The organism is Shimwellia blattae DSM 4481 = NBRC 105725, assembly GCF_000262305.1.
GTDB classification, from domain to species: domain Bacteria; phylum Pseudomonadota; class Gammaproteobacteria; order Enterobacterales; family Enterobacteriaceae; genus Shimwellia; species Shimwellia blattae.
In genome coordinates this window covers 2,381,593-2,395,597 of sequence record NC_017910.1, presented here as the reverse complement: position 1 = coordinate 2,395,597, position 14,005 = coordinate 2,381,593, and the positions used below count along the sequence as shown (strand labels likewise).

13 protein-coding genes are annotated in these 14,005 nt (G+C 58.0%); 4 read left to right on the top strand and 9 right to left on the bottom strand.

Going from position 1 to position 14,005, the window contains the following annotated elements:
- Positions 1-130: 130 nt before the first annotated feature.
- The 3 genes from yddG to EBL_RS11290 form a co-directional block, all read right to left on the bottom strand.
- Positions 131-1,039, bottom strand: a complete 909-nt coding sequence (yddG, locus tag EBL_RS11300) for an aromatic amino acid DMT transporter YddG (RefSeq protein ID WP_002440320.1) — start codon at positions 1,037-1,039, stop codon at positions 131-133.
- 106 nt (positions 1,040-1,145) lie between these two features.
- Positions 1,146-2,423 (bottom strand): dicarboxylate/amino acid:cation symporter, encoded by a 1,278-nt coding sequence (locus EBL_RS11295; RefSeq protein ID WP_002440321.1) that lies wholly within the window; start codon positions 2,421-2,423, stop codon positions 1,146-1,148.
- 240 nt (positions 2,424-2,663) lie between these two features.
- Entirely contained in the window at positions 2,664-3,116 is a 453-nt protein-coding gene (locus EBL_RS11290; RefSeq protein ID WP_002440322.1) for a DUF1198 domain-containing protein, read from the bottom strand.
- A gap of 380 nt (positions 3,117-3,496) precedes the next feature.
- On the opposite strand from EBL_RS11290, the gene EBL_RS11285 reads away from it, so the two are divergent.
- Together EBL_RS11285 and bglB are read left to right on the top strand one after the other, a co-directional pair.
- The gene (locus EBL_RS11285) at positions 3,497-5,086 is read left to right on the top strand and encodes an MFS transporter (protein WP_014716069.1); all 1,590 of its coding nucleotides are present in this window, start codon (positions 3,497-3,499) and stop codon (positions 5,084-5,086) included.
- A 4-nt stretch (positions 5,087-5,090) separates the two neighbouring features.
- Positions 5,091-6,230 (top strand): beta-galactosidase BglB, encoded by a 1,140-nt coding sequence (gene bglB, locus EBL_RS11280; protein ID WP_002440324.1) that lies wholly within the window; start codon positions 5,091-5,093, stop codon positions 6,228-6,230.
- A 75-nt stretch (positions 6,231-6,305) separates the two neighbouring features.
- Here the strand turns inward: bglB and argS are convergent, their stop codons facing one another.
- Positions 6,306-8,039 carry an arginine--tRNA ligase gene (gene argS, locus EBL_RS11275; RefSeq protein ID WP_002440325.1) on the bottom strand — a complete coding sequence of 578 codons (1,734 nt, stop codon included), beginning with the start codon at positions 8,037-8,039 and terminating at the stop codon, positions 6,306-6,308.
- Positions 8,040-8,226: 187 nt separating this feature from the next.
- Here argS and EBL_RS11270 point away from each other — a divergent pair, with 187 nt between their 5' ends.
- On the top strand, positions 8,227-8,787 hold the full coding sequence (locus tag EBL_RS11270) for a VOC family protein (RefSeq protein WP_002440326.1): 561 nt from the start codon (positions 8,227-8,229) through the stop codon (positions 8,785-8,787).
- A gap of 10 nt (positions 8,788-8,797) precedes the next feature.
- Here the strand turns inward: EBL_RS11270 and EBL_RS11265 are convergent, their stop codons facing one another.
- Entirely contained in the window at positions 8,798-9,934 is a 1,137-nt protein-coding gene (locus EBL_RS11265; protein ID WP_002440327.1) for a MalY/PatB family protein, read from the bottom strand.
- A gap of 79 nt (positions 9,935-10,013) precedes the next feature.
- Between EBL_RS11265 and cutC the strand changes: the two genes are divergently transcribed.
- On the top strand, positions 10,014-10,748 hold the full coding sequence (gene cutC / locus EBL_RS11260) for a copper homeostasis protein CutC (protein WP_002440328.1): 735 nt from the start codon (positions 10,014-10,016) through the stop codon (positions 10,746-10,748).
- 94 nt (positions 10,749-10,842) lie between these two features.
- Here cutC and cmoB read toward each other — a convergent pair whose 3' ends face one another.
- The 4 genes from cmoB to EBL_RS11240 form a co-directional block, all read right to left on the bottom strand.
- Complete coding sequence (gene cmoB / locus EBL_RS11255; protein WP_002440329.1) at positions 10,843-11,814, bottom strand: tRNA 5-methoxyuridine(34)/uridine 5-oxyacetic acid(34) synthase CmoB; 972 nt, start codon at positions 11,812-11,814, stop codon at positions 10,843-10,845.
- Positions 11,811-12,554 carry a carboxy-S-adenosyl-L-methionine synthase CmoA gene (gene cmoA / locus EBL_RS11250; RefSeq protein WP_002440330.1) on the bottom strand — a complete coding sequence of 248 codons (744 nt, stop codon included), beginning with the start codon at positions 12,552-12,554 and terminating at the stop codon, positions 11,811-11,813. The genes cmoB and cmoA overlap by 4 nt, the downstream gene beginning before the upstream one ends.
- 40 nt (positions 12,555-12,594) lie before the next feature.
- Positions 12,595-12,990, bottom strand: a complete 396-nt coding sequence (locus tag EBL_RS11245; protein ID WP_002440331.1) for an MAPEG family protein — start codon at positions 12,988-12,990, stop codon at positions 12,595-12,597.
- A gap of 91 nt (positions 12,991-13,081) precedes the next feature.
- Positions 13,082-13,903: a DUF72 domain-containing protein gene (locus EBL_RS11240; RefSeq protein WP_002440332.1), complete on the bottom strand. Its 822-nt coding sequence runs from the start codon at positions 13,901-13,903 to the stop codon at positions 13,082-13,084.
- Between the last annotated feature and the right edge of the window lie 102 nt (positions 13,904-14,005).

The following is a 14,005-nucleotide window of genomic DNA, read 5'->3' as shown; positions in this document are numbered from 1 at the left end:
GCATGAATTGCGACACTTAACGGGTGGCTGAGGATGAACTGTGACGGGATATGTTGTTAATAATGGCGATTTTCCCGCTGTGGCGGGTCTGTCGCAGTAGTGACGTTGTCACTTATGGGCGAGGTCCGGCTCAGTGCCCCCGGGTGGCATAGCTGCACAGCAGTGAACCCCCCACCACCATGACCACCCCCTGCCAGAAAGACCAGCCGGGGGAAAGCCCCAGCCACAGGGTCGCCAGCAGGGCGGAAAGCACCGGGGTGAAGTAGGAGGCGGCCGCCAGTACCGCCATATTGCCGCGCTGGATCCCGTGGTTCCAGGCGGAATAGGCCAGTGCGGTAGAGGCCCCCATAAACAGCAGCTGTAACGCAGGGGAAAGGGCGAAGTGCAGCGGGGGCTGATCCGTGAACCAGAATTTGGCCCACAGCACCAGGGCGGTGGCGCAGAAGAACAGGCTGACACCATTGGTCCCCTGGCTCCAGCGGCGGGTAATGTTGCAGTAAAGGGCCCAGGTAATGGCGGCAGCGAAGGCCAGCCCGTAGGCTACCGGGTTGTCCTGCATATTGTGCCACAGGGCCCCGGGTGACCAGGGATTGTCGCCACGCAGCACCTGGAACACGCCGGATACAGCCAGCCCAAGGCCAGGCCACAGCCACAGGCTGCTGCGCTGCTGGTTAATAAACAGCGCCAGCAGAATGGTCAGCCCGGGCCACAAATAGTTGATCATCCCCAGCTCCAGGGACTGGCTGCGGCTGTGGGCCATGCCGATAGCCAGCGCCAGGCAGATCTCGTAACCGGTAAATAATATGCCCCCCCAGATAAGGTAACGGCGCGGCAGGCGCCCCGGGCGGGGAATGCCGCTGGTCAGGCACAGCAGAAGTGCGCTCAGGGTGTAGATCAGCGCCGCTCCGCCTGTTGGCCCGAACTGCTCGCTGATGCTGCGCATCAGCCCGACGGAGGTACTCCACAGCGTGATCGCCAGTAAACCGGCAAGTGTTGCACGCGGTGCGGGGGTGGTCAGGGTCTCCGGTTGCTTGCTCACTGTCTGTATCCGTACATAAACGTGTTGTCACCGCGCCATAAACATAAAAAAGCCGGGCAGGAGTTACCCGGCCCGGCCTGTCAGTGCTGCCTGTCCGGCGAGGTTATCAGGCGCCGATATTCTCTGCAACCTCGTCGTTTTCACTTTCCGTGACGCTGTTCAGCGCATTTTCATTTCTGGACAGCATAGCAGTCGCAATACCGTTACCCAGCACGTTAATCGCCGAGCGGCCCATATCAAGGAAGTGGTCAATGCCCATCAGCAGCAGGATACCGGCCACCGGAATATTGAAGCTGGGCACGGTGGCGGCCAGTACAACCAGGGCCGAGCGGGGCACACCGGCAATGCCTTTTGAGGCCAGCATCAGGGTTATCATCAGCACCGCAATTTCACCACCGTTCAGGTGAATATTGTAAGCCTGGGCAATAAACATGGAGGCGAAAGAGCAGTACACCATGGAGCCGACCAGGTTAAAGGAGTAACCAATGGGCAGCACAAAGGCGGCAATATTTCGCGAGCAGCCAAAGCGCTCCAGCTGATCGAGCGTTTTAGGGTAGGCCGCTTCGGAGCTGCTGGTGGTGAAGGCGACAATCACCGGATCTTTAAGCATGGCGACCAGGCGGTAAACCTCTTTTTTGAGCACCACATACCCGGCGGCCAGCATCACCAGGCAGCACAGCAGAATCGCCACATAATAACCGCCGATAAACGACGCATAGTTGGCGAGGATCCCCAGCCCCTCGGTGGCAATCACCGACGAGATGGCGGCAAAGATAGCCAGCGGGGCCACGTACATCACGTAACCGGTGACCTTGAGCATAATGTGGGACACCACATCCAGTGCGGCGACCAGCGGGGCGTTAAATTTCTCCCCCAGGGAGGCACCGGCAATCCCGAAAAACATGGCGAACACCACAATTTGCAGGATTTCGTTATTCGCCATGGCGCCGGCGATACTGGTCGGAATGGTGTGGGTGATAAAGGCTTTGAGGCTCATGCCGCTGACGGCCAGGCCAGTCTCCACATCGCCTGCGGGGATGGTCAGGTTAAGGCCCCGGCCCGGTCCTTCCAGTGAGACCACCAGCAGACCAACCAGGATAGATATCACCGAGGAGGAGATAAACCACACCATGGCTTTGCCGCCGATCCGCCCGATGGTGGAGGTTTCGCCCAGGCGCATGATCCCCACGGTCAGGGTGCAGAACACCAGCGGGGCGATCACCATTTTGATCAGCCGCAGGAAAATATCGGTAAGCAGGGTAATGTTATCAGACCAGCCTTTTATGGTGTCTGGTGCTGCCATCTGGTGGATAAGCGCGCCAGTGACAATGCCCGCGACCATGAACAGTATGATATATAGCGTAAGTTTGTTTGAATTTGACACGTTACCAAAGCCCTATTTTGCCCTGAACTGAAATAGATACCGGTACGCCATCTCTGGAGAAGTTATTATTGTCTGACGCAAATCGAGTAGTTATATAAATTGGATTAAAGCGCTATCAGATACAACCTTTTTTTATATTTTATTTGGTTTGTTTAAATAAATGGCGAAATGTTATTCTGGTGAAAAGATTAATTTCCGGAATAACATTTTATTTACGCCTGGCGAATGAGCAACCGGCGGCTAATGGAGCCAGAGAACACCGTCCTGCGGCGTAAAACACTGGTTGTAGCGCGCCTGGAAGGCTTTCAGGGTCGGAAGGTCCGGCTCCAGTTCACGTAAAAAACCCATCGCCAGGCGAATGTGCCCGTCACTGAGCGGGGTGGCCATGCGCGCTTTGCGCAACAACCGCAGCCAGTGCTGCAGGTTGTGTTCGCTGTCATCAATGATTGCCGCCTGCCAGATCAGTAAAACCTGCACCGCATTTTGCAGGTGCACATCATTCGGGCGGGCAAGGTAACGGAGGAACTCCCCGCCTGCGCTGCGGCCCATCTGGTCTGTCATTGACTCCACCACCACCGGTTCAATCGCCAGCCTTTCGCTGATCCGGCGCACGGCCCGGCGCGGGCCAGAGGTCAGCACCCGAAAGCCAATCACGAATACCACCACCAGCGTCGCCAGCATTAACCAGACCATATACACCCTCGTTTTTCTGTTCTGCGGGCATGATACGGGAGGCGCTCACCGGCCCGCAACGGAAAGTGAACCGGGCAGGTGTTGCGCAACGCCCGCTAACCATCACCAGCTTGTTAATCACCGGTAGCGTAAACGGGTGTGGAGGCAGGGGTTTTTACAGGGAATGTCGCAAATATGAATATCGCTTTTGATAATTATAAACCGTCGTTTTATAGATTGGTGACCTGAGTTCTGGTGCTCTTTGTATTTCTGCCAGGCTCTGGCGGTCAGCGGCAGAAATACAAAGGTTTCTCAGCCCCGGTGATTTTACTTTACCCCTGAGGCAACACGGGTCGTTCGCGACGGGTGTCGCTCCCACATAACGCTACGGGGTTCGGATAATGACAACGAAAATGCGCAAACCAGGTTTAATCAACTACCTTGCCTATGGTTCCGGGGATTTCCTCGGTGCCGGTACTACGGCGCTGACCGCCGCATGGCTACTCTACTTTTACACCACCTTCTGCGGGCTTACCCCCATTGAGGCGACCTTTATCTTCGCCATGGCGCGGGTGCTGGATGCGGTCGTCAGCCCGCTGATGGGCTTTCTGACGGATAACTTCGGCTCTACCTGGCTGGGGCGTAAGTTTGGCCGGCGTAAGTTTTTTATTCTGCTGGGGATCCCCTGCGTATTCAGCTACAGCCTGATGTGGGTCGGGGAGATGCACTACTGGTACTACCTGCTGACCTATCTGGTGTTTGATGTGGTCTACACCATGATTCTGGTGCCCTATGAGACGCTGGTGCCGGAAATGACCGATGACTTCAAACAGAAGACCAAGTTCTCCGGCGCCCGTATTGCCCTGGCCCAGCTTTCGGCGATCCTCGCCGCGTTCCTGCCGGGGATCCTGCTGAGCTATTTTGGCAAAGACAATCCGGACTCTTTCCTCTACGCAAGCCTGGTTTTTTCGGCCCTGTGCGCCATTGTGCTCACCCTGGTCTGGATTTTCACCTGGGAGCGGCCGCGGGAAGCATGGACAGAGGCGCAGCTGCGTGCGGAGGAAGAGCGCAAAGGGCTCACCCTTGCCCAGAGCCTTAAGCGCCTGAATGTGGAGCTCACCTCCACCCTGCGGATCAAAATCTTCCGCCAGCACCTGGGAATGTATCTCGGGGGGTATATCGCCCAGGACGTCTTTAATGCGGTGTTTACCTACTATGTGGTTTTCGTGCTGATGCAGAGCGCTACGGTCGCCTCCAGCCTGCTGGGCACCATGGCGATTTTGCAGTTTGTCTCGGTGATTGCCATGATCCCGCTGTGTATTCGCTTTGGGCCCGCGCCGTCATACCGGATGGTGGTGGTGCTGTTTGGCCTGAGCTCGGTCTCCTATGCGCTGCTCTGGTATGCGGGCATGAGCGATGTGATGTCCCTGCTGATGCTGGTCTCTGCGCTGGCGGGGCTGGGCCGTGGCGGGATCAACTATGTTCCCTGGAACACCTACACCTATATTGCCGATGTGGATGAGGTGATAACCGGGCAGCGCCGGGAAGGGATCTTTGCCGGGATCATGACCCTGACCCGCAAAGCCTCACAGGCGGGGGCGGTCATGCTGGTGGGTATCGTGATGCAGCTTTCCGGCTTTGTCAGCGGCCAGAGCGAGCAGCCCCCGGCGGTCAGCCACACGATTCTGATGATCCTGAGTGTGGGCACCGTATCGGTGCTGGCTATCGGGTTCCTTATCTCCCTGCGCTTTAAACTGAACCTGCAAACCCACAGCGTGCTGCGTGAAGAGACCGCCAAAATGCGCGTTGCGGGCCGTACTACTCCTGAATCTGTTACCCCGCAAGCCCGGGCAACGGTAGAAATGCTTGCCGGTATGCCTTACGAGAATCTGTGGGGAAATAACAATATTGGTTATCTCAACCGTAATAAGGCGGCTGCCCCGAAGCTCGGCACGCAGCCAGCCATGACGTCGACACTGAGCAGAGGTTAATTCGATGATTATCTATCCTGTAAAACACAGCCCGTTATTACGCCAGCCAGCGCGTTTTATTGCCCGGGATGAACTCAAAAGCCTGATTAATAAAATCACCGAAAACCTGATCAATATAAAAGATGAAACCGGCGAGTTTCTGCTGCGCCTGGACGATGGCCGGGTGATTGATACCAAAGGCTGGGCCGGCTGGGAGTGGACCCACGGGGTAGGGCTGTACGGGATCTGGCAATATTATGACCAGACCGGTGATGAAAAAATGCGCGCCATTATTGATGACTGGTTTGCCGATCGCTTTGCCGAAGGGGCCACCACGAAAAACGTCAACACCATGGCGCCGTTTCTGACCCTGGCCAACCGCTATGCGCAAACCGGCAACCAGGCCTGGCTGCCCTGGCTGGAGAGCTGGGCCGAATGGGCCATGTATCAGATGCCGCGCACCGAGCACGGCGGCATGCAGCACATCACCCTGGCGGAAGAGAACCACCAGCAAATGTGGGACGATACGCTGATGATGACGGTGCTGCCGCTGACCCGTATCGGCAAGTTACTCAACCGCCCGGAGTATGTGGAAGAGGCGACCTACCAGTTTCTGATGCATGTCCAGTATCTGATGGATCGCGAAACCGGGCTGTGGTTCCACGGCTGGAGTTTTGACGGTAACCACAACTTCGCCCGCGCCCGCTGGGCCAGGGGGAACAGCTGGCTGACAATGGTTATCCCGGATTTTCTGGAGCTGGTGGATTTACCCGAACACAGCGCGGTGCGCCGCTACCTGATTCAGGTTCTGGAAAGCCAGGTGGCGGCCCTGGAGAAATGCCAGGATGAGAGCGGCCTGTGGCACACCTTGCTGGACGATCCGGACTCCTACCTGGAGGCGTCCGCCACGGCGGGGTTTGCCTACGGGATCCTGAAAGCGGTGCGCAAGCGGTATATTGCGCAAACGTACGGGCCGGTGGCGGAGAAGGCGATTCAGGGGATTGTGCGGCACATTTCGGATGACGGCGAGCTGCTGCAAACCTCATTCGGCACCGGTATGGGCCATGATCTTGCGTTTTATCGCCAGATCCCGCTGACCTCAATGCCGTATGGTCAGGCGATGGCGATCCTCTGCCTGGCGGAGTATTTGCGTACCTATCTGTAAAAACCTGCGCGGTGTCCTGCACGAAAAAGCCCGCCCCCGGAAACCGGAGGGCGGGCTTTTACATCTTGCGGGCGATTACATCCGTTCGATGGTTTCGATACCCAGAGTATCCAGGCCCAGTTTCAGGGTCTTCGCGGTCAGCAGCGCCAGTTTCAGGCGGCTCTGGCGCACGGTGTCGCTTTCGGCGCTGAGGATAGGGCAGTGCTCATAGAAGCTGGAGAACAGACCGGCCAGATCGTACAGGTAGGCACACATCACATGGGGTGTACCGTCCCGGGCAACCACGGCGAGGGTCTCTTCAAACTGCAGCAGGCGGGCTGCCAGCAGCGCTTCGCGATCGTCGCTGATGCTGACCGGTGCGGTCAGGCTGCTCTCATCCACCCCGGCTTTACGGAATACGGAAAGCACGCGGGTGTAGGCATACTGCATATAAGGCGCGGTATTGCCTTCAAAGGCCAGCATATTGTCCCAGTCGAACACGTAGTCAGTGGTGCGGCTTTTGGACAGATCGGCATATTTTACGGCACCGATCCCGACGGCGTTCGCCAGTTTTTTCAGCTCGGCGGCGTCCATATCCGGGTTTTTCTCTGCCACCAGGCGCTGGGCGCGCTCCAGGGCTTCATCCAGCAGGTCGGAGAGTTTTACTGTCCCACCGGCGCGGGTTTTGAACGGCTTACCGTCTTTACCCAGCATCATGCCGAACATATGGTGCTCCATCGGAATGGATTCCGGCACATAACCGGCTTTACGCACGATAGTCCAGGCCATCATCAGGTGCTGGTGCTGACGGGAGTCGATATAGTACAGCATCCGGTCGGCGTGCAGTTTTTCGTAGCGGTACTTGGCGCAGGCGATATCGGTGGTGGTGTACAGGTAACCGCCATCTTTCTTCTGGACGATAACGCCCATCGGATCGCCTTCTTTGTTTTTAAACTCGTCAAGGTAGACCACGGTCGCGCCTTCGCTTTCCGTTGCCAGCCCTTTGGCCTTCAGATCCGCAACAATCCCCGGCAGCATCGGGTTATACAGGCTCTCACCCATAATGTCGTCTTCGGTGAGGGTCACATTCAGGCGCTGGTAGGTCGCCTGGTTTTGCTTCATGGTGATATCCACCAGCATGCGCCACATTTTACGGCAGTATTCGTCGCCGCCCTGAAGTTTCACCACGTAGCTGCGGGCGCGCAGGGCAAAGGCTTCGTCTTCGTCGTAGGCTTTTTTCGCTTCACGGTAGAACCCTTCCAGATCGGACAGGCCCATATCACCGGAGTTTTCCTGCTGCTGCTTTTCCAGATAGGCGATCAGCATCCCGAACTGGGTGCCCCAGTCGCCGAGGTGGTTGGCGCGGATAACCTTATGGCCGAGGAACTCCAGCGTGCGTACAGAAGCATCACCAATAATGGTGGAGCGCAGGTGGCCCACATGCATCTCTTTTGCGACGTTCGGCGCGGAATAGTCCACCACGATAGTTTGCGGATTTGCCGTAACGGCAATCCCGGCGCGATCGCCTTTAACGGCTTCATCAATATTGCGTGCCAGGAAGGCGGGATCGAGGAAAATATTAATAAACCCGGGCCCGGCAACTTCGGTTTTACTGGCGATCCCTGACAGATCCAGATGGTTAATCACCTGCTCAGCTAATTGTCGCGGCGGCATGCCCAGTTTTTTAGCGATAGCCATCACGCCATTAGCCTGATAATCGCCGAACTGCACTTTCGCTGACTGGCGAACCTGGGGCTCGCAATCCGCAGGCGCACCTGCGGCAACCAGTGCCTGACTGACTTTTTCTGAGAGAAGAACCTGAATATTCACGGCTTACCTTTCTTTTATAAACGCCGCTCAGTCTACCGAACGGCAGGCGTACTTTTGATAAAATTGCGAAGATTATACTGTATTTATGCCAGATCGTCAGCACCGGCCAGTTATCGCCAGTGCCCGCCCGCTGGCGGGGGGCGGGGAACTGCGCTAGATTAGCCGTTTTTTCTACCCGGAGAGAACCATGCCCCACTGGCACGATATTGCAGAACTGGCGGACATTGTTGATGATTTACCGCGCTTTGTCGCGAAACTGCAGCAGTTTGCAGCAAGGCTGCAGCTCGACACCCGGCCGCTGAGTGCGGACCATATTTCACTGCGCTGCCACCAGAACACCACCGCCGCGCGCTGGCGCCAGGGGCTGGAGCAGTGCGCGACGCTGCTGTCTGAAAACATGATCAACGGGCGCCCGATTTGCCTGTTTAAACTCCACCAGCCGGTCACTGTGGGGCACTGGCAGATTGACGTTATCGAACTGCCCTGGCCGGGGGAGAAGCGCTACCCCCATGAGGGCTGGGAGCATGTGGAGATTGTCCTGCCGGGCGATCCGCTCACCCTGAATGCCCGGGCGCTGGCCTTACTGGGGGACCAGGGGCTGGCGCAGCCGGGCGTTGTGGTGAAAACCAGCGCCCCCCGGGGCGAAAAAGAGCGCCTGGCAAACCCGACCCTGGCGGTGACCGACGGCACCGTCACCATTAAATTCCACCCCTGGACCATCGAACAGATTGTCGCCAGCGAGCAGTAACCCGGGCCACTCAGCGGCACAGGGCCTGCTGCATCCGGGTAATGGCCTCTTCCAGCAGGCTGGCGGGGCAGCCGAAGTTGATCCGCACGTAGTGGGGCGCGCCGAAATCCTGCCCCGGTGAAAATCCCAGCCCCCGTTCGGCAAACCAGCGGGCGGGGTTCTCCAGCCCAAGTCCGCTGGCGTCTACCCAGGCCAGATAGGTGGCCTCCGGGCAGACCATTTTCAGCCCCGGCAGGCCATTGACTGCGCTACAGAGCCGGTCCCGGTTGTGGCGCAGATAGTCGAGCAGCGCCGCACGCCAGGAGCCCCCGTCGCGCAAGGCGGCGCTGGCGGCCGTCAGCGCCAGCAGATCCACATGGGGCATCAGCCCTTCTGCGGCAGCCACAAAGCGGCGGCGGAGCCCCGCGTCGGGGATCACCGCAAATGAGGCCCCAAGGCCCGGGATATTCCAGGTTTTTGAGGGCGACATCAGCGTGACTGAGCGCCGGGCGGCGTCTTCACTCAGGGTGGCGAAGGGGATATGGCGCACCCCGGGTTCGAGGATAAGATCACAGTGGATCTCATCAGAACAGACGATAAGATCGTGGCGCTGTGCGAAGGCCAGCTGCGCCTCAAGCTCTGCCCGGCGATACGCGGTGCCCCCCGGGTTTTGCGGGTTACACAGCAGTAACAGCTTTTCTGAGCCGTCCATCTCCGGGGCCAGGGCCTCCAGATCCAGCAGCCAGCGCTGCTCGTGCAGGCGTAGCGGGGCCAGGCGCTGGCCGCGCCCGGCCTGACGGGCCGCTTTATGGAAGGGCGGGTAGATAATCGCCGGAGCAATGCTTTGCTCCCCGGGCCCGGTAAACGCGCGCAGTGCAAGGTTCAGCCCCGGCACTACGCCTGGGATCACCACCACCCACTCCGGGCGGATATGCCACTGATACTGTAGCGCCAGCCAGTTGACTATCTGCTCTGTAAACGCCTGCGGGTACCCGGCATAACCAAACACGCCGTGCGCTACTCGCTGGTGAAGGGCATCCGTAATACAGGGGGCGGAGCGGAAGTCCATATCGGCTACCCACATGGGCAACACGTCGGCGGGGTATTTGTTCCATTTAACGCTGTCGCTGTGACGGCGCTCGATCCTTTCATCAAAATTGAATGTCATGATACGCGGCCCTGAGAAATGGTTTTTTCAGCTTATCATGCCCGGATGGGGAGACGACCTGAAAATAAAGGAGAGTGTAGTGGCACTACTGGAGATTTGTTGCTACGGACTGGACGCGGCGCTGACCGCACAACAGGCCGGGGCAGACCGGCTGGAATTATGCAGTGCACCGGCAGAAGGCGGGCTGACCCCGTCTGCCGGTGTGCTGCGCGCGGTGCGCCAGCAACTGGCGATCCCGGTGCACCCGATTGTGCGCCCGCGCGGTGGCGATTTTTGCTATACCGCCGCGGAATTTGACACCATGATGGGCGATATCGCGTTTATCCGCGATCTGGGGTTCCCGGGGGTGGTTGTCGGGGTGCTGGATGAAGACGGCCAGATAGATATGCCGCGAATGGCGAAAATAATGTCCTGTGCTAATGGGATGGCCGTCACATTTCATCGCGCTTTTGATATGTGCCGCGATCCGTTTTATGCCCTTGAACAACTTACAGATTCTGGCGTTGCGCGCATTTTAACCTCCGGCCAGCAGGCCAGCGCCGCGCAGGGAGTTGCACTTCTTCGGGAACTTAATGCCCGCTCCCGTGCTCCAATCATTATGGCCGGAGCCGGGGTGCGCCCTGAGAATGTCCGGCTGTTTTGCGAAGCGGGGTTGCAGGAGGTGCACAGTTCCGCAGGCCACCGGGTGAATTCACCCATGCGCTATCGCAAAACCGGGGTGTCTATGTCATCCGGCCCCGGTGATGATGAATACAGTCGCTACTGTGTCAGTGCGCAAACGGTAGCGGCGCTGAAAAAAGCCCTGAAGGGCTAATGTTTTTTGCCGCGCATCATGTCGCCCAATATGATGTTTGCATGTACCAGACCCCGGCCTTCCTTGTCGGGGTTCTTTTTATCTGGCGTTTGCCTCAGGGCTTACGGGCGGTCACAATCGCCCGCAGCGGTGCCGGGTAACCTTCGCAGGTTTTGCTGTGATCGGCCGGATCGAGAAAATCTTCCAGAGATTCGGACGCCATCCAGCTGGTGCGGCGCTGCTCGTCCAGGGTGGTGACACACTGGTCAGCAATATGCACATCGACAAAACCGCATTTTTCCAGCCACTTTTTCAGCGCCAGCGCCGAAGGAATAAAATAGACGTTGCGCATCCGGGCGTAGCGCTCACCAGGCACCAGAACCTGATTTTCATCCCCTTCCACCACCAGTGTTTCCAGCACCAGTTCCCCGTCCTGCACCAGCTGATCTTTAAGCTGCCAGAGATGGTCGAGCGGTGAGCGGCGGTGATAGAGCACCCCCATGGAAAAGACCGTATCGAAGGCGTTCAGTGCCGGAAGCTGCTCAATGCCCAGGGGCAACAAATGAGCGCGCTGATCATTACCCAGCAGTTTGCGCACCGCTTCGAACTGGCATAAAAACAGCTGGGTGGGATCGATCCCCACCGCCAGGCTGGCACCGGCACCCACCATGCGCCACAGGTGATAACCGCTGCCGCAACCCACATCAAGAATCGTCCGGCCCGCCAGCGGGCTGATATGCGGCAGCACCCGATCCCATTTCAGATCAGAGCGCCATTCGGTATCGATATGAATGCCGTACAGATCAAACGGGCCTTTACGCCACGGCATCAGATTACGCAGCAGTTTTTCAATGCCGGTTTTTTGCCCGTCGCTGAGGGGGGCGTCGGCAGTGGCGCAGACCCCGTTTTGCAGATCAAGGTGCGCCGGGGTGAGCTCCGGTAAAAAGCTGACGCTGCGCATCCACTGTTTAAACTGGCCGTGCAGCGCCTCGCGCTGCCAGGTGCCCACCTGGGCGGGCAGGGTTTCCAGCCAGTGGGCGAGGGGGCCGGTGGCGATCTGCTGATAAAATTTGCCAAAATCCGTCATGATGCGGCGCCTTCCTTAATAGCAACCAGTGAGCCGAAATTAAAGCACTGGAACCACAGCTCGCTGTGGGTAAATCCGGCCTGGCGCAGCCGCGCTTTGTGGGTGTCGACTGAGTCTGTCAGCATCACGTTTTCCAGCATGCTGCGCTTCTGGCTGATCTCCAGCTCGCTGTAGCCGTTGGCCCGTTTAAAATCATGGTGCATGTTAAACAGCAGCTCGCCGACCTGGGTATCTTCAAAACTGAATTTTTCAGAAAGTACCAGCGCGCCACCCGGGTTGAGCCCCTGGTAGATGTTATTCAGCACCTGCTGGCGTTCGTCTGGTGCCAGGAACTGCAGGGTAAAATTGAGCACCACCAGAGAGGCATTCTCAATGGTGACATGGCGGATATCGTCTTCCCGCACTTCGACCGGTGTCTGTGCTTTAAAGGCCGTAACGTGGCGGCGGCAGCGCTCCACCATGGCCGGGGAGTTATCCACGGCAATGATATTGCAGCCGGGGTGGTGAATATTGCGGCGCACCGAAAGTGTTGCGGCACCCAGTGAGCAGCCGAGATCATAAACCTGGCTGCCCGGGGTAACAAAACGCTCTGCCAGCATGCCTATCATGGAGATGATATTGGAGTAGCCTGGCACCGAACGCTGGATCATATCCGGGAACACTTCGGCAACGCGTTCATCAAACGTCCAGTCCCCGAGTTTTTCAATCGGGGCGGAAAAAAGCATATCGCGGTTCGACATAAAACCTAAAATCCGGGAAAACAAAAGGGGCTATTGTGCGTTAACGGAGACTGAAAACCAACTCCCACGGCATATACCAGAGATTTGCCAGCACCATTAACAGCAATGCAGACCAGGTGGCGCTCATGCCGGAGCGGCGCCAGCGACTCTGGCGATGGTGCAAACCGTAGTAGTGCATCAGACGACCGGCCATCAGCAGCAGTCCGGCCACATGTACCAGCCAAGTCTCGGCACCGTTCATTTCCATCAGTAATAATAGCAGTATCCCGGTGGGGATATATTCCACCGCATTACCGTGGATACGAATGGCGCTTTGTAATTCCGTAAAACCACCATCCCCCCAGGAGACACGATATTGTGTCCGCAGGCGCACCACATCAAAGGAGAACTTTATCAGCAACAGGGCACCCAGCACGGCATAAAGCGCGCTTACCATATCCACTCCGTGTAAACCTGACTCTTTGCCTGCACATCATAGCGGTTCCCCTGCCAACTGTCGCCTTTATGTAAAGAAGTGTCTGTCAGCCTCAGAACAACCGGGCCTGCCAGGGGATCGCGGGCAGGGGGCCGGTATCCGGAAAATGTTGCTGTAGCGTGGGCCACAGGGCCCGGACCAGCTCCGGGGCCTGGGCGATATCCGGCGTATGCAGAAACAGCCACACAGAGCCCTGTTGCTGCCAGCGGGCCAGGCTTTTTAACCAGGTATGAAACAGCGCCTGGTTGCTGGCCATATCTTCACAACCGATAAACCGTACCATTGGCTGATCGGCGGTCGCCACCGCGTGGACCGGCAGGCGCGGTTTTTTACGCTGCGCTTCGCGAAGTGCGATGCTCTCTGGCAGCGCCTGATGCACGGGCCTGCTGTCCAGGATAACCCGGTTAACACCGCGCTCATGCAGCCCCCGGTTAAGTTGTCGCTCCGCCTCGCCTTTATTAAAAAAGGCCGGGTGGCGTACCTCTACCCCGTAGCGAAATGCCGCCGGTAGGGTGTCAAGGAACTGCCACAGGGCGGGCAGGTTATCCGGGCCAAATGTGGCCGGAAGCTGCAGCCAGTACAGGCCAATACGGGCGGCCAGCGGATCCAGACGGGAGAAGAACTCAGCGGTCAAATCATGGCAGCCGCGCAGCGCCTGCTGGTGGGAGATGGTGGCGGGAAACTTAAAACAGAAACGGAAATTATCGCCGGTTTGCTGATACCAGCGCTGCACCACCTCCGCAGAGGGCAGGGCATACAAGGTGGTGTTGCCTTCAACACAACTGAAGTAACGGGCGTAATCCGCAAGGGAGTTTATGCCAAGGCGCCCCCATTTCGGGTGCGACCACTGGGGCAGGCCGATATGCAGGCTCACGGTGTTCCGCCTTCCGGCCCGGTGCTGGCCGGCGCGGTGGTGGCGGGGATCAGTGCGAACATTATTGCTCCGGAATTGAAAACAGTATGCGGCTACCTTACA